This window comes from Mycobacterium cajalii, assembly GCF_045809005.2.
Lineage (GTDB): Bacteria > Actinomycetota > Actinomycetes > Mycobacteriales > Mycobacteriaceae > Mycobacterium.
The window spans coordinates 71,783-87,935 of record NZ_CM141436.1; the positions used below are offsets into that span (position 1 = coordinate 71,783).

19 protein-coding genes are annotated in these 16,153 nt (G+C 69.7%); 7 read left to right on the forward strand and 12 right to left on the reverse strand.

Annotated elements, in window-relative coordinates; translation table 11 throughout:
• Nucleotides 1–389 precede the first annotated feature (389 nt).
• A complete protein-coding gene (locus tag ACJ512_RS00365; protein ID WP_407685449.1) occupies nt 390–701 on the reverse strand; it encodes an iron-sulfur cluster biosynthesis family protein in 312 nt (103 codons plus the stop codon).
• Nucleotides 702–858: 157 nt separating this feature from the next.
• Complete coding sequence (locus ACJ512_RS00370) at nt 859–1,890, reverse strand: fused (3R)-hydroxyacyl-ACP dehydratase subunits HadA/HadB (RefSeq protein WP_407685450.1); 1,032 nt, start codon at nt 1,888–1,890, stop codon at nt 859–861.
• A 382-nt stretch (nt 1,891–2,272) separates the two neighbouring features.
• Here ACJ512_RS00370 and ACJ512_RS00375 point away from each other — a divergent pair, with 382 nt between their 5' ends.
• The 5 genes from ACJ512_RS00375 (at nt 2,273) to ACJ512_RS00395 (ending at nt 5,536) form a co-directional block, all read left to right on the forward strand.
• Nucleotides 2,273–2,530 (forward strand): hypothetical protein, encoded by a 258-nt coding sequence (locus tag ACJ512_RS00375; RefSeq protein WP_407685451.1) that lies wholly within the window; start codon nt 2,273–2,275, stop codon nt 2,528–2,530.
• 30 nt (nt 2,531–2,560) lie between these two features.
• Nucleotides 2,561–2,782, forward strand: a complete 222-nt coding sequence (locus ACJ512_RS00380; RefSeq protein WP_407685452.1) for a hypothetical protein — start codon at nt 2,561–2,563, stop codon at nt 2,780–2,782.
• A gap of 83 nt (nt 2,783–2,865) precedes the next feature.
• Complete coding sequence (locus ACJ512_RS00385; protein ID WP_407685453.1) at nt 2,866–3,339, forward strand: GtrA family protein; 474 nt, start codon at nt 2,866–2,868, stop codon at nt 3,337–3,339.
• Nucleotides 3,340–3,355: 16 nt separating this feature from the next.
• Nucleotides 3,356–4,009 carry a DUF1330 domain-containing protein gene (locus tag ACJ512_RS00390; protein WP_407685454.1) on the forward strand — a complete coding sequence of 218 codons (654 nt, stop codon included), beginning with the start codon at nt 3,356–3,358 and terminating at the stop codon, nt 4,007–4,009.
• 177 nt (nt 4,010–4,186) lie between these two features.
• Complete coding sequence (locus ACJ512_RS00395; protein WP_407685455.1) at nt 4,187–5,536, forward strand: DUF2254 domain-containing protein; 1,350 nt, start codon at nt 4,187–4,189, stop codon at nt 5,534–5,536.
• Nucleotides 5,537–5,548: 12 nt separating this feature from the next.
• Here the strand turns inward: ACJ512_RS00395 and ACJ512_RS00400 are convergent, their stop codons facing one another.
• The 3 genes from ACJ512_RS00400 to ACJ512_RS00410 are packed head-to-tail and all read right to left on the reverse strand — an operon-like array spanning nt 5,549 to nt 8,530.
• Nucleotides 5,549–6,376: a mycofactocin-coupled SDR family oxidoreductase gene (locus tag ACJ512_RS00400; RefSeq protein ID WP_407685456.1), complete on the reverse strand. Its 828-nt coding sequence runs from the start codon at nt 6,374–6,376 to the stop codon at nt 5,549–5,551.
• Entirely contained in the window at nt 6,373–7,935 is a 1,563-nt protein-coding gene (locus tag ACJ512_RS00405; protein ID WP_407685457.1) for a flavin-containing monooxygenase, read from the reverse strand. Before ACJ512_RS00405 ends, ACJ512_RS00400 begins: the two co-directional genes overlap by 4 nt.
• Complete coding sequence (locus ACJ512_RS00410; protein WP_407685458.1) at nt 7,928–8,530, reverse strand: TetR/AcrR family transcriptional regulator; 603 nt, start codon at nt 8,528–8,530, stop codon at nt 7,928–7,930. The genes ACJ512_RS00405 and ACJ512_RS00410 overlap by 8 nt, the downstream gene beginning before the upstream one ends.
• Before the next feature lie 74 nt (nt 8,531–8,604).
• Here ACJ512_RS00410 and ACJ512_RS00415 point away from each other — a divergent pair, with 74 nt between their 5' ends.
• Together ACJ512_RS00415 and ACJ512_RS00420 are read left to right on the forward strand one after the other, a co-directional pair.
• Complete coding sequence (locus tag ACJ512_RS00415; protein ID WP_407685459.1) at nt 8,605–9,462, forward strand: acyl-CoA thioesterase; 858 nt, start codon at nt 8,605–8,607, stop codon at nt 9,460–9,462.
• A gap of 16 nt (nt 9,463–9,478) precedes the next feature.
• Nucleotides 9,479–10,198 carry an NUDIX hydrolase gene (locus ACJ512_RS00420; protein WP_407685460.1) on the forward strand — a complete coding sequence of 240 codons (720 nt, stop codon included), beginning with the start codon at nt 9,479–9,481 and terminating at the stop codon, nt 10,196–10,198.
• Between the two features lies 1 nt (nt 10,199).
• On the opposite strand, the gene ACJ512_RS00425 is transcribed toward ACJ512_RS00420, so the two are convergent.
• The 7 genes from ACJ512_RS00425 to ACJ512_RS00455 all read right to left on the reverse strand — a co-directional run bounded on the left by ACJ512_RS00425 (nt 10,200) and on the right by ACJ512_RS00455 (nt 16,100).
• Complete coding sequence (locus tag ACJ512_RS00425) at nt 10,200–10,826, reverse strand: TetR/AcrR family transcriptional regulator (RefSeq protein WP_407685461.1); 627 nt, start codon at nt 10,824–10,826, stop codon at nt 10,200–10,202.
• A 2-nt stretch (nt 10,827–10,828) separates the two neighbouring features.
• Nucleotides 10,829–11,896 carry an NAD(P)H-dependent amine dehydrogenase family protein gene (locus ACJ512_RS00430; RefSeq protein ID WP_407685462.1) on the reverse strand — a complete coding sequence of 356 codons (1,068 nt, stop codon included), beginning with the start codon at nt 11,894–11,896 and terminating at the stop codon, nt 10,829–10,831.
• Nucleotides 11,893–12,765, reverse strand: coding sequence for an SDR family NAD(P)-dependent oxidoreductase (locus ACJ512_RS00435; protein ID WP_407685463.1), 873 nt, complete (start codon nt 12,763–12,765; stop codon nt 11,893–11,895). Before ACJ512_RS00435 ends, ACJ512_RS00430 begins: the two co-directional genes overlap by 4 nt.
• 99 nt (nt 12,766–12,864) lie before the next feature.
• Entirely contained in the window at nt 12,865–13,212 is a 348-nt protein-coding gene (locus ACJ512_RS00440; RefSeq protein WP_407685464.1) for a GNAT family N-acetyltransferase, read from the reverse strand.
• Nucleotides 13,213–13,500: 288 nt separating this feature from the next.
• Complete coding sequence (locus ACJ512_RS00445; RefSeq protein WP_407685465.1) at nt 13,501–14,400, reverse strand: class I SAM-dependent methyltransferase; 900 nt, start codon at nt 14,398–14,400, stop codon at nt 13,501–13,503.
• An 81-nt stretch (nt 14,401–14,481) separates the two neighbouring features.
• A complete protein-coding gene (locus ACJ512_RS00450) occupies nt 14,482–15,339 on the reverse strand; it encodes an LLM class F420-dependent oxidoreductase (protein WP_407685475.1) in 858 nt (285 codons plus the stop codon).
• A gap of 71 nt (nt 15,340–15,410) precedes the next feature.
• Nucleotides 15,411–16,100, reverse strand: a complete 690-nt coding sequence (locus tag ACJ512_RS00455; protein ID WP_407685466.1) for a class I SAM-dependent methyltransferase — start codon at nt 16,098–16,100, stop codon at nt 15,411–15,413.
• Between the last annotated feature and the right edge of the window lie 53 nt (nt 16,101–16,153).

The window sequence follows — 16,153 nt, forward strand, 5'->3', positions numbered from 1 at the left end:
CAGGCGAAGCGTTGCACTCCTGGCTCGATGGAATTGCGCGGCGGAGCGGAGGTGGGCCCCTCTGAGTGGTCAACTGGACCACCAAACGGGTCCCCCTCAATCCCACTCGGCGATGCGCGCCGGATGAGACATCTCCGTGCAGACGTCCAACCTGTGGGCAGTGAGGACGCCGCGTTCACCGCGCACGCCTACCGGCGCAACGAACGGTTCTCGAGGACGCGCGCGACCCCGACGGCGAGGATGTGCAGACCTACCGTTCTGCCCCCGGCAAATGCCGTCGAGAGTCTCACTACTACCACCGCCGGGAAGGGGCGGGCGCCTTCATGGCGCGGCATCGGTCGATGCGCATCGGAACACTTTCGCCGGCGCCGGAACCGTTCCAAACGGTGTCAGACCGTGGGCGCCTGATTGTCCGGCTGCGGTGTGACCGCGAAGCTCAGCTGACCCTGGGCGTCCTGCTGAACGTCGAGGACCTTGTCGTCGAGGAACGCGGTGGCCTGCGGTCCCAGAAAGACCTTGGCACCGTTCTGGGTGCCGACCACCTGGTCACCGGCCTCGGGCTGGTCGGTCACGGACAGTGTGAGCCGAGCGCCCTCCGGATGCTCCTGCACCGCGAAGCGCAGTCCCGCGGACTCCTGCTTGCCTTGCTGGTTGGTCAACGCGCTGATCGCCTCGGCGGCTGGATCGGTAATCGCGAGCATGGTCATCATCCCTTCGGTTAGCGTGCGCTCGTCACTCCGACGGTAGGCGCCCGGCGCGCCCGTGTCAGGGGGGAAGGGGTGAAAGCCGATACCGGCTGACGGTCGCGATCCGCGCACGACGAGCGCGCCGTGCGGCTGTCACCAGCGCATAGTCGTTTCAGCGGAAGCGGACGTGCACCGTCGCCAGGCCGAAGATTTTTCTGCCTCCGGACTTCGCGGCGACGATGATCACGCCGGAGCGGGTCTCGGGATCCAAAGACTTGATCCGGCCGCTGAATTCGATGTCCGCACCCTTTGCGGCGGACACGATCGCGGGCTGGGACAGCCGCACCGCGTACCGGGTGACCGCGCCGGGGTCGCCCGACCATGCGGAGGCGAAGCCGGCGCCCAAGCCCATGGTGAGCATCCCGTGGGCGATCACGTCGGGCAGCCCGGCCAGTTTGGCGATGCCCTCGTCCCAGTGAATGGGGTTGGCGTCCCCGGCCACGCCGGAATAGTTGACCAGGTCGCCGCGGGACAGTCGGGCGTGGCGCACCGGTAGCTCGTCGCCGACCGCCAGGTCGTCGAAGGACCGCGTCCCCGGCGTGCGGGCAGCGCCTGCCCCGGCGATCCGAACCTCGCCTTCGGGGCGGACCGTCTTCTCGTAGGCGCCGCCGGAGTTGCCGATCGCCACGAGGTCGACGTCGTGCATCATGATTTTCGGCGCGGTCAATTTGACCGCCGGGTCGACGTCCTCGGCGGTGACGCCGACGACGGTGGTGTGCAGGGTGTGCACCCGCTCGCCGGCGGTGTCGGTGAAGGTGTTGGTCACGGTGATCAGGTCTCTGCCGGCGAACCGGCGCACGGACGTCAGTTCGACGTCGACGCGCAGCTCGTCGCCGGCCACGATCGGGCGGTGCTGCTCGAAGACCTCTTCGGTCTGCATGTAGGTGTCGTAGCCGACGACGACCGATTCGAACATGCGGCGGTTACAGGCCATGCCCGGCACCGAGGTGAACGTCAGCGGCGCCACCAGACCCGCATACCCCAGGTCGGCGGCGGCGGCGACATCCCAGTGCGCGGGGTGGTAGTCCTGCACGGCGCGGGCGTACTCGCGCACTTTCTCGCGGCCGACCAGGTAGGTGCCGTCCATCTCGTAGTAATGGCCGACCCGTGATTCGAGCACCGACGCTTCTGTTGTTGCGGTCATGAATTTGCTCAACTCTTCTATCGGCCTGTTCGCTGAGGCCAACCCATGCACACTAGCGTGCGAACTCCGCGGCGACGCGGTCCGATGCGCTTCGGCGGTTTGTTCCCCAGGGAGTCGCGACACCGCCATCCTGGCGCAGGCTGCCCGCGGCCGCGCGTTGCGGAAAGGCCCGCGATTAGGCTGAGCGGCGCGGGACAGCCGGGCCGGGCGCCGGTGAACGCCGCTGACGGCGCGACATCCGCCAAAGGGGCCGGTATGAGCCGATTGCCGCAGATGCACCACGTCGTCTACGCAGTCGCCCGAGATCGGCTCGACGCGGCCGCCACGTTCTTCACCGAAATCGGGTTCGAGTCCTCGAACTGGCCGAACTGGGGCCGGCGGCGTGGAACTGGTGATCCCCCTGGACACCGAGGCGGGACGCAGCAGTGCGGTGGCCGAATTCCTGGCGGCACACGGTGACGGTGTCTTCTCCATCGCGGTTCGCGTGGCAGACATGGCGGCCGCCGAGCAGGTGCCCGCGCGTTACGGCGCGGTGACGAAGTTCCGTTCGCACCGGGAGGGCGAGGGTTTCGAATCGGACGAATCCGAGATGACGGTGCAGGGGCTGCCCCTGACATTCCTCGCGACCGACTTGCCCTGAAACCGCGAACGCCGGAGCAAGATGTAACGCGTGAGTTGGGCGAGGCACGAGGGACGCGCGCTGGTGGATACCACCCTGAGCGGGGATGCGCTGTTGGCCGCGCTGGAAGACCGTGTCCGCGCGCAGAATCCGACGCTGACGGACGTGCGACTGGAGGACGCGACCGCGACCGAGGAGTACGACCCGGGCACACAGCCGCCCGGCCGGTGGTATTCGGTCACCTACCTGGCCGATGACGGCGAGGGCTACTAGCTGGGCCACACCGGGTCGTGCGCGTCGCGACGAGTTGGCCGACTGCTCACACGGCCGCTACCCGGGCGTGGCACGGTACACGCGTGCAACCCGACGTGAATGCAGGCCGGCTGCCCCTGGTCGAGCGATTCCACGGCGGGTGTGAGGCGTTCGTCGCCCGCCTCCCGTTGGGGCTCAGCTCGGTCGTCGCGCCGACGTTCGTCGGGTACTGCCTGATCAACGGCCTGAGCTTCGGCGCGGATCTGTCGCTGCTCACCGGCCTGCACAGCGGGCTCGGCGTGCCGGTGCCGGTCGCCGTCACGCTCGCCTACGTGTGCGCCTTCGCCCTCAGCTACGCGCTCAACCGCAGCGCCAACTTCCGGTCCCACGCGCCCGTCGGGCCGCAGGTCGCGGTGTATGCCGCGGTGGTCGTCGTCAACTACCTGGCGTTCATCCTCGGGGTCACCAGCCTGCTGGCGGCCCTCGGCGTGCAGTACCAGCTGTCGCGGCTGGTGGCGGGGACCTGCGAGGCCGCGTACATGTACTGTGCGATGCGATGGATCGTGTTCCGCTGCTGAAGTCCAGGTGAGCGACTTGTCCGTACCGAACGCCGGCTCCGGCGCACCGATCGCGATGCTGAACGCGTTGTGGTTCAAGCCCGGCGGAATGGAACTCTACGGCGAATACGGCGGGGCCGTCCTGCCGATCCTGGCCGACGTAGGCGCCGAGCTGTCGACCCCGTTCCTGCAAGTCGAGCAGTCGCTCGAGGGTGGCTTCGATCCCGACCTGGTCGGATTCGTCCGGTACCCTTCGGCGGCCGTGTTCGACGAGATGTGGCACAGCGAGCGCTATCGGCAGGTCGCGCACCTGCGCACCGACGCCGTCCACCGGGCGGTGCTGACTCGTTGCGCCATCGACCCTTCCGACGGCGGTGAGGCGGTGCTCGACAGCGGTGTCGTCGTGCTGAACATGTTGTGGTTCCACGAGGGTGGCCGCGAGCGCTACGACGAATACCTCGCGGCGGCAGCGCCTTTGGTCGAGGCCGTCGGGGGCCGCTACGTCGTTCCCCGGTTCCTTCCCGACTTGGCCTACGACGACGACTTCGTACCCGACCTGATCTTTTTGGGCAACTACCCCTCCACGGCGGCGGTGTTCGATCTTGTGACGGGGCCGGCCTACGCGGCGGTCTCCGAGATCAGGACGGCCGCCGTCGCGCGGTCGGCGACCACCGTCCTGCGGGTGCCCTGAGTCTGCGGCGCGAACCAGCACCGTTGCCCCGGCTCGAATAGCGCTGCGGTGTGGCGGCTTTGGACAGCGCCGCTGGGATGGAGCGGGCCATCGACGCGATTGGCGGCCTGGCCGGGCGCAAATCGGGCTATGGTGTGCTCGCGAGGATGCGTTCGGCAGGCGCACAACGGAGGTGGGATGCCGTCGACGAGATGGCGCGATCATGTCAGCGACGCCTTGCGGACGCGGCTGTGGCCGGTGCCCTTGATCGGCGTGCTCCTCGCGATCGCGGCCGGGATACTTCTTCCCGCGTTCGATCAGACGATCGGGCGCGCGTTGGCGCCGCTCCGGCCGGTGTTCGCGAGCAGTCCCGACGCCGCGCGCGAGCTGCTGGGCACGATCGCGACCGCGCTGGTCACCGTGACCTCACTGACCTTTTCCCTCACGGTGGTGACGTTGCAGCTGGCCAGCGGGCAGTATTCGCCGCGGCTGTTGCGGACCTTCGCCCGGGACAGGTTCGTGCAACGAACGCTGGCGCTGTTCCTGGCGACCTTCGCCTATTCGCTGACCGCGCTGCAAAACGCACACGACGAGCACGCCGGCGACACCGCCCAGGTCTCCGTGAGCGTCGCCGTGTTCCTGGCGCTGCTGAGCGTCATCGGGTTGGTGTTCTTTCTCGCTCACCTGGTCGCCGAGATTCGGGTCGAGACCATGATGCACACCGTGTGGGCCGACTCGATTGCGGCGGCCGGCCAGATCTTCGAAGCGACCGATGCCGCGGAAGAAGACGCGCGGATGCCCCAGCCGCCGCACGACGCCGATCTGGTCGACGCCGGCTCAACGGGGTTCTTGGTCAGCGTTGACGAGCAATCGCTGATGTCGGCCGCCGCGCAAGCCGAAGCGGTGGTTCTGGTCAACCGGGCTCCGGGCGATTGGCTGGTCTGCGGCGAACCGCTGGCCTACGTGTGGAGCTGCGACCGGCGCGACCCACTGGATCGCCGGCGGCTCGAGCTGCTCGCCGGCGCCGTGACGGCCGCCGTGCGGACCGGAAACGAAAGGACCCCGGTCCAGGACGTCGGTTACGGCCTACGGCAGCTGACGGACGTTGCGGTGAAGGCACTCTCGCCGGGAATCAACGACCCCACCACCGCCGTGCACGCACTGGGATACAGCTCTGCGCTGCTGTGTGATCTGGCCCAGCGCCGCCTGGGCTACAAATCGCTGCGCTGCGGCGAGGTGACCCAGGTGGTGATACGCCAGCCCACGTTCGCCGAGCTGCTGGATCTGGCGATCGCCCAGCCGCGCCGGTACGGCGCCGGCGATCCTGCCCTGCTCGCCCGCGTCTTCACCTTGCTCCGCGAGGTTGCGCGACAGGCCACCGACGCCAGGCACAAGGACCCGATTGCCGCTCAGCTCGAACGGCTTCGGCGCACCGCGTCCGCACAGGACTTCGATGCCGCCGAGCGCGAATTCCTGGTCGATCTCGGGCGCGACGTGGAGGCGGTGCTGGCCGGCACCTGGCGACCCCCGGTCGGTGACCGGTCGTGAGCGAACGCGACGCTAGATCTTGAGATAGCCCTTGTCGGCCGGGATCTGGGCGGCGGTGATCAGCGACGACGCGTCGCCGGCGAGCCACACCACGATGTCGGAGACCAGGTCGGGGTCGGCCAGCGACTCGGTGGGCAGCGCGCCCGGCGAGAAGCTGTAGATGTAGTGCGGGTGGTCTTGAAACACTTGGTACATCGACACGTCGTTGCCCATCGGGGTATCGGTGCCGTAGGGGTGCACGGAGTTGACGCGGATGCCGTACTCGCCGAGTTCGACCGCCAGCGAGTTGGTGAGCCCGACCACGCCGAACTTGCTGGCGCAGTAGTGGCCACAGCCCGGGACGGCCTTGATGCCGGCGGCCGAGCTGATCGCGATGATGGACCCGCCGTTGCCGGCCGCGATCATCGGCGGGACCGCGGCTTTGACGGTGTTCCACAGCCCGGTCAGGTTGACGTCCAGCACGTCCTGCCACTGCCGGGGCGAAATCTCCCACAGCCGGCCCCAATTCAGCACGCCGGCGTTGGCCACGACGATGTCGAGTCGGCCGAACTGCTCGACCGCGTTCGCCACGATCCGCTGCTGGCCGGCCAGATCGCGGACGTCGATCTCCCCGGCGAGGATCTTGCGGCCCTCGCCCTCGACGAGGCTGACCGTCTCGGCGAGGTCCTCCGGCGCCGCGGGCGGATAGCCGTTGTGTTCGGCCACGGGGGCGCAGGCGTCGATCGCGACGATGTCGGCGCCGGCGCGGGCCAGCCGGATGCAGTGCGAGCGGCCCTGGCCGCGGGCGGCGCCGGTCACGTAGGCGACCTTGCCGGCCAGCGGGGTGACGGGATCGGTCATGCCGACATCTCCTCTGCGTGCGGCGCGGCGCGCCGATGGTGGAATTCGTAGTCCGGCAGCGGGGAATGGCGGCTGAATCGCCTTGAGCCGGTGATTGTTTGGGGGCGGTGATAGACGGTGTCGCGCTGGGAGTTGACGAAGTAGGTGGACAGACCGGGGTTGCACGCCGTCAGGTACAGGTGCACGGCCTTGCCCCGGCGGTGCATCTGCTCGTTCCACCGGTCGAACGCCGCCGGGCTGACCGCGACGCTGTCCGCGCCACGCTGCCGGGTCTCGTCGATGACGCGCACGGCGTGGGCGGCCATCGTCCCGACGAAGTCCGGCCAGGCGAAGCCGACGAAGCCCAGGGGCCCGACGATCTCCCACCGGTTGGGCAGCCGGGGATGCGCGGTGCCGGCGTAGCTGCGCAGCCCGTGGGCGCGGTAGTCCTGGGCGAGGTCGAAGTCGTCGGAGCCCAGAATGGTTCCGGGGCGGTAGGTTTCGGGATCCGTCCACAACTCGTAGCCGGTGGCCAGCACGATGAGGTCGGCGGGGCGCTCGGCGCCGTCGGCCGTGCGGATGCCGGTGGGGGTGACCCGCTCGATCGGGGTGGTGATCAGCCGGGTGCCGGGGTGGTTGAACACCGGCAGGAAGCTGCTGGAGATCACCGGGCGTTTGGCGAGCAGGCCGTAGCGGGGAACCAGCGCGCGGCGGGTGGCCGGGTCGTCGACCACGGCACGCAGCAGCGCCCGGTACAGCAGCCGGCACCACGCGTCGTACAGGGGCATGAGCCGCACGAGGATTCGGTCGGGGAGCCGCGGCAGCAGGTGCACCAGCGGGGCGACCATGAACGCGTCCATGCCCGCCCGGCCCAGCGCGTTGGCGGCGCCGACGACGCCGGGCACCCGCCACAGCACCCGCATCCAGCGCGGGATGTCGAAGTCGATCTTGGGCAGCACCCACGCCGGCGTGCGCTGGTAGATGTCCAGGCCGGCCGCGCGGGCCGACAGTGCCCCGGCGATCTGCACGCCGCTGGACCCGGTGCCGATGATCGCGATGCGTTTGCCGGCGGGGTCGTAGTCGTCGTCCCAGGCGTTGGGGCGCAGGAGGGTTCCGGCGAAGTCGTCGAGACCGGCGATGCCGGTGACGTCCTTGGCGTTGACGTAGCCGCCGACGGAGTTGACCACGAAGCGCGCCGACACCGGTTGTCGGCCCGTGATCGCGAGGCGCCACAGGCCGGCCGACGCGTCCCAGCGCTGTTGGACGACTTCGGCGTTGGTGTGCAGGTGCGCGTAGAGCCCGAGGCGCTGCGCCGTGTCGCGCAGGTACCGGTAGATCTCGGGACCCGGAGCGAAGAAGCGCGTCCAGTCGGGGTTGGGGGCGAACGACAGCTGGTACCAGAGCACCGGGATGTCGACGGCCAGGCCGGGATAGTGGTTGTCGCGCCAGGTGCCGCCGAAGTCGTCGCCGCGCTCCAGAATGACGAAGTCGTCGATGCCCTTGTCCCGCAGTATTTTCGCCGTCGCGATGCCGCCCGGCCCGGCCCCTATGATCGCCACCTCGTAGTCGGGTTCAGCCACGGCCGGCGCCTTTGAGACCGGTGACGATGTGGTCGCCCACGAAGCGCCGCACCGCGCGGGGGTGATCCAGGTTGACCGCGATGGGCGGCACCAGCTCGAAACTGAACAAGATCCGGATGATCCATTCGCTCGCGCGCGCCGGGTCGAGCGTCGCATCGACCTCCCCGGTGCGCTGGGCGGCTTTGACCAACGGCCGCCACAACTCGACCGAGCGGCGCATCAACTCGTCGCCGCCGTGTTCGAGCAGCAGGACCAGGATGCTCCGGTCGATGCCCCGCGGCGCCGACCGGGAGCGCCGGCGGTGCGCGCAGATGAGCACCGCCACGGCCGCCGCCTGATCGGCCAGGGTCGCCTCCTTGGCCACCTCGACGGCCATGGTGTCGATGAAGCCGGCCGCCAGGTGATCGAGCGCGGTGGCGATGGCGTCGTTGCGGGTGCCCAGCGCGTTGTGCACGGTGCCCCGCGACACGCCGGCGGCCTCGGCGACCGCGGTCAGGCTGAATCGCCGCGGCCCGAGGTGGCGCAGCGTGTCGGTGGCGGCGGTCAGCAGGGCGCTCGGCACGGGCTTGGCTTCCGGGGGCGCATCGACCGGCATTTGCACACATTAGCGATATGTGTTCAAGCCGGTCAACATGCGGGCGCTCCGGTGGCCTACGGCATGATGCCAGGGTGACCTACCGTTCTCCGTCCCTCGCCGACGTCATCGCGACGCTGCGCGTCGACCGCACGGGCGAGCGGCACTTCGTCGCCGCCCAGCTTGACAACCCGGCGCACCACATCGTCGGCGGCCACATCGCCGGGCAGGCGCTGATGGCGGCCGGGCTGACCGCGCCCGGGCGCACGCCCCACAGCGTCCACGTCTACTACGTGCGCGCCGGGGACGCCCGGCTGCCGGTCGATCTGCACGTCGACGTCGCACGCGACGGGGGCACGCTCTCGACCCGGCAGGTCACGGCGCGGCAGGACGGTCAGATCCTGCTGGAGGCGCTCGCGTCGTTCAGTGCGCCGGTCGAGTCGTTCGCCTACCAGCAGCCCATGCCCGAGGTCCCCGACCCGGACACGCTGCCGCCGGTGCAGGAACAGCTGGCCGCCTATGCCGACGAGCTGGGCGGGCACTGGGTCAGGGAGCAGCCGTTCGAGCTGCGCTACGTCGACGCGCCGCTGCGGCTCGCCATCGAGGCGCCGGCACCCTCGCCCCGCATCCGCATGTGGTGGCGGCCAACCGAACCCGTGCCGGACGACGAGATGCTGCACTGCTGCCTGCTGACCTATCTGTCGGGCACGACGATGCTCGAGACCGCGCTCGCGATGCGGCGGGCCACGCCGCCGACCACGTTCAACGCGCTGATCGACCACGCGCTGTGGTTTCACCGGCCGATCGACCTGTCCGATTGGGTGCTCTCCGATCAGGTTTCGCCCAGCGGCGTCGCGGGACGCGGACTTGCGACGTCGACCATGTACAACCGCGCCGGCCAGCTGGTCTGCGTCGCCACCCAGGAGCTCTACTTCGGCCGGGGCAAGGGCTGAACGATAGGGTCGAGCGGTGACGATCAGCTACGACGACGCGCTGCGGGAGCGGATCCGCGCGCACGTGGCCGGTCACGCGCGCCGCACCGTGACCGACCCGAGCAAGCGGCACGCGGCCGTCGCGGTGGTGCTGGTCGATTCCGAGGTCGGCGAGGACCGGGTTGACCCGGCGCCGGTCGACGAGTGGATCGGCGGGCGGCCGATGCCCGAGGCCAACCTCGACGGCCGCATGGTCGACGTGTCGGGCGGTGCTGCTTTCCTGTTGTGCCGCAGGGCCATTCGGCTGTCGTCGCATTCGGCGCAGTGGGCCCTGCCGGGTGGCCGCCTCGACCGCGGCGAAACGGCGGTCGACGCGGCGCTGCGGGAGCTGGACGAGGAGGTGGGCGTCGCGCTGCCCGGGTCGGCCGTGCTGGGGCTGCTCGACGACTACCCGACGCGGTCGGGCTACGTCATCACCCCGGTGGTGATCTGGGGTGGCGGCCGGCTCGACCCGCGACCGGCGCCCGAGGAGGTGGTCGCGGTCTACCGGGTGGGGCTGCACCAGCTGCAACGCGACGACTCGCCGCGCTTCGTCTTTATCCCCGAAAGCCCGCGCCCCGTCGTGCAGATCCCGTTGGGCAACGACCTGATCCACGCGCCCACGGGTGCGGTGCTGCTGCAACTGCGGTGGCTGGGCCTGGAGGGGCGGCACGACCCGGTCGACGAGCTCGAACAACCGGTGTTCGCCTGGAAGTAGGTCAATCCGCGCGATGCCGTTCGAGGTAGGCGCAGATCACCTCGACGAGCGCCCGCTGTTCGCGGGTGGTGTCGACCGGTATGCCGGCGACGAGCTGAGAGACCACCAGCCCGCGCATCGCCGCCCAGATCAGGTCCCCGATCGCGGACGCGTGCGGGCTGTCGAGGCCCGCGGCGACGTCGCGGCTCAGGTCGTTGACGGCTTGCTGCAACCGGCGCAGGTGCCGGGTGGCGCGCCGGTCGCGCCGCGCCCTGGTGGCGATCAGGATCTCCAGCGACGCCCGCGTCGTCGGGCTGGAGAACACCTGCCAGACCGCGTCGATGACCAGGCGCACCCGCTCGTGGCGGGTGGCGCCCGCCGTGGCGGGCGGCAGGGTGCGCAGGGCGCCGACGAGTTCGGCCAGCCCGCGGTCGGCGACGGCCATCAGCAGGCCGTCCCGGTCGCCGAAGTGGTACTGCACCACGCCCCAGGTGACCCCGGCCCGCTCGGCGATGTGGCGGGCGCTGGCGGCGGCGAAGCCCTCCTCGTTGACGCAGCGCACGGTTTCGTCGAGCACCCGTTCGCGGGTGCGCTCGGCGCGCTCCTGACCGCCGCCGGGTGGCCGGCGGGGCGCGATCTTGCCCGCCACGCTCACCACATCGCGGTGTGCGCATGGGCCGCCGGAAGATCCTGCGCGGCAAGCAGTCCCGGCGGCGCGGCGCACACGTCGCCGATGGCGTTGACGGCCCGCGCGGCGGTGGCGACGACCCCGCCCTGGTTGTGGTCGACGCCGTCGAGGCCCAGGTGGGTGTTGATCTCCACACCCGGATTTCCCCGCACCACCACGCGGTGCACGCCCGGCCTGCCGTCGGGCGGGTAGGGCCAGTGGGGGGCCGCCGCGGCGGTGAGCCTGTTGACGTGCTCCATGGTGATCACGGGTTCGCCGCGGTGGATCCCCTCCACCGCGAACCGGACCGCGGCCACCCGCCCGGGCGGGACCGTCATCATCGTGCAGTCGATCTGGGCCGGTGTCACCCAGTTCTCGTGCCGCTCGCGGACCTCGTCGAGGGCGACGCCGAGCAGGGCGGCCAGCGACCGGACCTGCCCGCCCCACAGCGAGGCCAGCACGCCCGGCTCGAACATGATCGGACGCTGATCCGGGGCGAAGCCGAAACCGAAACTGACGCCGGTGAACTCGGCGTCGTCGTAACTTCCGTAGTCGCAGATCTCCGACACCGTGATCGCGGTGGCCCGACCCGCCAGCGTCAACGCGGTGTAGACCAGGCTGTCCCCGGAGAATCCCGGGTCGACGCCGTTGATGTACAGCGACGTGCCGCCGTCCTGGCATGCCTTGGTCAGCGGCTCGGTCAGCCACGCGTCGGCGTGCCGCGGGGCGACCAGCCAAACCATCGACGTGCCAACCACATTGGTGCCCGCGCGCAGGAAGCGGCAGATCTCGGCGATCGCCTGGTGGGGGCGGGTCTCGGCCTGGGCGGTGTACACCACGCAGTCGGCGCCCAGCGCCACCAGCGCGTCGACGTCGTCGGTGGCCACGATCCCCGTCGGCTCGGCCAGCCCGCACAGCCGCGCGGCGTCGCGGCCCACCTTGTCGGCGCCGTGGGCGTGCACGCCGGCCAGGCGAAGATCGGGACGCTCGACGATCATCTGCAGGGCGTGCCGGCCGACGTTGCCGGTGGAGAACTGGACGACGCTCTTCACAGCAGGTCCGTGATCGTCTTGAGGCCCGCCTCGTAGAGCACGCCCGGCAGCATGCCGCCGTCGATCTCGATCGTGGTGCCGTTGATGAAATCGGCTGCGCCGCTGCACAGGAACACCGCGGCGCGCCCGACCTCGGCCGGCTCGCCGGCGCGGTGCAGCGGTACGTCGGCGAAGTACCGGGCGCCGTCCGGGTCGTCCTTGGGCAGCACGAACGACTTGAAGTTGTCGGTCATCGTCGGCCCCAGCGCCAGACAGTTCACCCGCGCCTTCGGGCCCCACTCCTGGGCCAGCGACCGGGTCAGGTGGTTGAGCCCGGATTTGGCGGCGCCGTAGGACACCAGCGTCGGCGAACCCGCCGGATGACCCGCCCCGCTGGAGATGTTGACGATCGAACCCACCCCGTCCTGCGTGCGCATCTGGCGGAACACCCGGATGGCGAACCACAGGGGACTGATCAGGTTCATCTGGATCGCGAACGCGTGGAACAACATCGTGCGTTCGAGGTCGTCGGCCCCTTTGGGGGCGCCCTGGATGCGCTGGACCAGTTCGGGAACGTCCTCGACGTGCGGGGTGGGGACCGTGCCGCCGGCGTTGTTGACCAGGATGTCGACGCGGCCGTAGTCGGCCACCACCGCCGAGACGAACTCGTCGATCGCCCGATAGTCGCCCTGATCGCAGACCCGCTGCGACGAACGCCGCGCCCAGTCCGGGTTGTCGCTCACCCCCGGCATCGCGTCCAGTGCGCCCCGGGAGCAGCCGACGACGGTCGCCCCGGCCCGCAGCAGTTCATGTGCGATGCCGACCCCGACGCCGCGGCTCGTTCCCGTGACGATGGCGACCTTGCCCTCCAGCGGTGTCCCGTCGTGCATCGCGGCCGTTCCCTTCCGGAATATGCTTCCCCGAAGTAACATTGAATGCGCAATATAATTGCATGCTCAATGTTTCGGCGCAACGGTCGCGGCCCCGTATCAGCCAAGTTCTCTCGAGAAATGATGCGCCGATATCCGCAGGTGGTTCCTCATGTACAGCCGGTGGGCTGCGGCCCGGTCATCGCCGACACCCGAATCCAGATGGATTGCTTCACATTCGCGATTTCGCGCTTCGGCGATCACCCACCGCAGCAGCGCGTCGGCGTACCCGCGGCCGCGTGCTGAGGCCACGGTGCTCACGTCGTCGACATACAGGGAATGCCCCCACGCCGCCGACCACGCTTCCCGGAAGCCGACCACCGACACGGCCGCATCGGAGGGGCGTTCAAAAGCGCCGGCGAGCCGGTAGCCGGCGGGCCGCAGAACGGTATCGATGAAGTCGACCATCGCATCGGCGGTCTTCCATCTCGGCCGCAAGGCGAGCATTGCCCCGGCGGCCTGCGCTGTCTGCCCCGTCGCGATCTCACGTATTTCCACCATGCCAGGGATCCGACCAGACGAAACGGCATCGCATCAACCCGTTTTCCGATGGGTGCGGCGACCGCCGCGGCGTAGCCTCCGTTGACGACGAGAGAGTCACGACGATGCGAATAGGCATCATGCCCAACACGATCAACCCGAAGTCTGGCCCGAAACCGGCGCCGATTGCTGCGCCGACTGAAAAAGCTTTGACCGCTACGCCAGGGTCGCCGTCAGGTAGCCGGACGCGTCGCCGAACGAGGCCAGGTCGTCGTTCGGCAACTCGAAGCCGTGCTCGGCGTAGGCCCGCTCGGTCGTTCGGATGTCGATCCGCCAGCCGTGGCCGGCGAGGTACTCGGCGGCGGTGTTGCGGTCGCCGGTGTAGAACAACTCAGCCAGGTTGATGTTGGAGCCCAGCCGCCGCGACCGCTCGGTGAGCTTCTGGGCCCAGTCCGACGGGATGTTACGCAGGTCCAGGTGTTCGGTGGCGATCCTGCTGCCCGGCGCCGACAGCGCGGCGATGTTGTCGAACAGGCGGTCCTGCGCCTCGGGCGGCAGGTACACCAGCAGGCCTTCGGCGCTCCACGCCGTCGGTCGCCCGGCGTCGAAGCCGGCCGCTTGCAGCGCCGCCGGCCAATCGTCGCGCAGGTCGATCGCGACGGTGCGCCGCTGCGCGGCGGGTTCGGCGCCCAACCCGGCCAGCGTCCGCGTCTTGAATTCGATGACCTCGGGCTGGTCGATCTCGTAGACCACCGTGTTCGCAGGCCACGGCAGCCGGTAGGCCCTGGTGTCGAGCCCGGAGGCCAGGATCACCGCCTGCCCGATCCCGGAGCCGGTGGCCTGGATGAAGAAGTCGTCGAAGAACCGGGTGCGCACGGTGATCTGCTCATTCATGGCCTGACGGTTCAGCAGGGGATCGTCGGCCCGCTGCAACTCGCCGTCGATGAGCTTGATGAACGTGTCGATGCCCACCGCCCGGACCAGCGGGTCGGCCCACGGGTCGTTCAACAGCGCGTCCGGACCCTGGGACGCCGTCGCGCGCGACGCGGCGACCGCCGTGGCGGTGGCGCCGACGCTGGACGCGAGATCCCAGGTGTCGTTTTCCGTGCGGCTCATCTGCCGAACCCCTCTCTGCGGCCAAATCAATTAATTAGTTGAGTTAAGTATACCCGGAGCGGGGAGTGAGGCGCGGCGGCGCTACTTCAGGTCGGCGGCGACGCGTTCCAGGACGGCAAGATGGTCGTCGACCGTCGTCAGGCCGGCGTTCATGGTGTTGACCGAGACATGGGTGGCCCCGGCGGCCTTCCAGGCCTCGAGGTCGGTGGCGACCTTGTCCGGGTCGCCGGTCCAGCTGACCCGGCCCTCCATCCCGAGGCCGTCGACGTCACGGCCCGCGGCCGCCGCCGCGGCGTTGACCTGCTCGCGTGCGTGGTCGAGCTTGGGGCCGGGCTCCACCATCGGGAACCAGCCGTCGCCGAGACGTCCGGCGCGTTCGTAGGCGCGGTCGGAGGCGGCGCCGAACCACACCGGGATCGGCCGTTGGGTGGGCAGCGGGGCCAGACCTGCCGCGGTCACGGTGTGGTACTTCCCGGAGAACGTGACCGAGCGTTCGGTCCACAGCTTGCGCATGAGCTCGACCTGCTCCTCCGAGCGCCTGCCGCGGTCGCGGAAATTCTCGCCGAGGGCCTCGTACTCGACGGCGTTCCAGCCCAGGCCGACTCCGAGCCGGAAGCGCCCCTCGGTCAGCAGGTCGACCTCGGCGGCCTGCTTGGCCACCAGCACCGTCTGGCGCTGCGGCAGGATGATGATGCCGGTCACGAGCTCCAGCGAGGTCACCGCGGCCAGATAGCCGAACATGACGAACGGCTCGTGAAACGTCGAGTCGATGTCGTAGGGGCCCTGCCAGTCCCGGTGCACCCGCGGGTCGGCGCCCACCACGTGGTCGTAGGCGAGGATGTGGGTGAAGCCGAGTTCTTCGACGCGCTGGCCGTAGGCGCGGACGGCCGCCGGATCGCCGCCGAGTTCCGTCTGTGGGAATACCGCTCCGATACGCACCCGACGTTCAACCATGCCGCACCGCCATTGCTTCCCCCTACCCGCTTTCGGGGCGGGTAATCGGCAGCGGGCTAGCCCAGATGCGCGGACAGCAGCCACGCCCGCATCGACGTGCGGCCGTTGCCCTCGTCGCGCATGTCGACGCCGGCGAAAGACTCGTGGCCCTGCACCAAGCTCTCGGGCATGTTGGCGTGGATGCGCGCCGGCCGGATCTCGTCGACCACCCAGTACGGCGAAACCGCTTCGCGCAGTTCGGCTTCGGTGACCGGATTGACCGGACCGTCGGCCGGCATGCCCGCGCGGTCGAAGGTCAGCACGAAGTAGGACGCGCCGGGCGCCGCCGCGCGCACGATCGAGCGCTGGTAGCCCCCGCGCAGCTCGACGGGCATCGAGTGGAACAGCGTGGAGTCCACGATGGTGCCGAAGCGGCCGTCATGGCCGGTGAAGGTGCTGATGTCGGCGACCTCGAACGTGGCGTTGCTCAGACCCCGCCGGGCGGCTTCCTCGCGGGCCATGGCGATGGCGGTTGGCGACTGGTCCAGGCCCACCGCGGTGAAACCGCGCTCGGCCAGGTACAGCGACACCGCCGCCTCGCCGCAGCCGGCGTCGAGCACGTGGCCGCGGAACTTCCCGGCGTCGATGAGCGCCGCGATCTCGGGTTGCGGCTCGCCGATGCTCCACGGCGGCCGGTTGCCCTCGCCCATCTCGGGGGTTTCGCCCCGGTAGGCGGATTCGAACATTTCTCGCGTCGGTTGTGACATGCCCCCTTTATATCAACCGGCCTGATTCATGTAAACCTAGTTGATATACGGGG

Bases quoted from the DNA above. Each gene is read 5' to 3' on its own strand.
- ACJ512_RS00370 (WP_407685450.1), bottom strand. From the start codon at position 1,890: ATGACCGCAACAACAGAAGCGTCGGTGCTCGAATCACGGGTCGGCCAT.
- ACJ512_RS00445 (WP_407685465.1), bottom strand. From the start codon at position 14,400: ATGAGCCGCACGGAAAACGACACCTGGGATCTCGCGTCCAGCGTCGGC.
- ACJ512_RS00410 (WP_407685458.1), bottom strand. From the start codon at position 8,530: ATGCCGGTCGATGCGCCCCCGGAAGCCAAGCCCGTGCCGAGCGCCCTG.
- ACJ512_RS00435 (WP_407685463.1), bottom strand. From the start codon at position 12,765: ATGCACGACGGGACACCGCTGGAGGGCAAGGTCGCCATCGTCACGGGA.
- ACJ512_RS00395 (WP_407685455.1), top strand. From the start codon at position 4,187: ATGCCGTCGACGAGATGGCGCGATCATGTCAGCGACGCCTTGCGGACG.
- ACJ512_RS00455 (WP_407685466.1), bottom strand. From the start codon at position 16,100: ATGTCACAACCGACGCGAGAAATGTTCGAATCCGCCTACCGGGGCGAA.
- ACJ512_RS00400 (WP_407685456.1), bottom strand. From the start codon at position 6,376: ATGACCGATCCCGTCACCCCGCTGGCCGGCAAGGTCGCCTACGTGACC.
- ACJ512_RS00440 (WP_407685464.1), bottom strand. From the start codon at position 13,212: ATGGTCGACTTCATCGATACCGTTCTGCGGCCCGCCGGCTACCGGCTC.
- ACJ512_RS00365 (WP_407685449.1), bottom strand. From the start codon at position 701: ATGCTCGCGATTACCGATCCAGCCGCCGAGGCGATCAGCGCGTTGACC.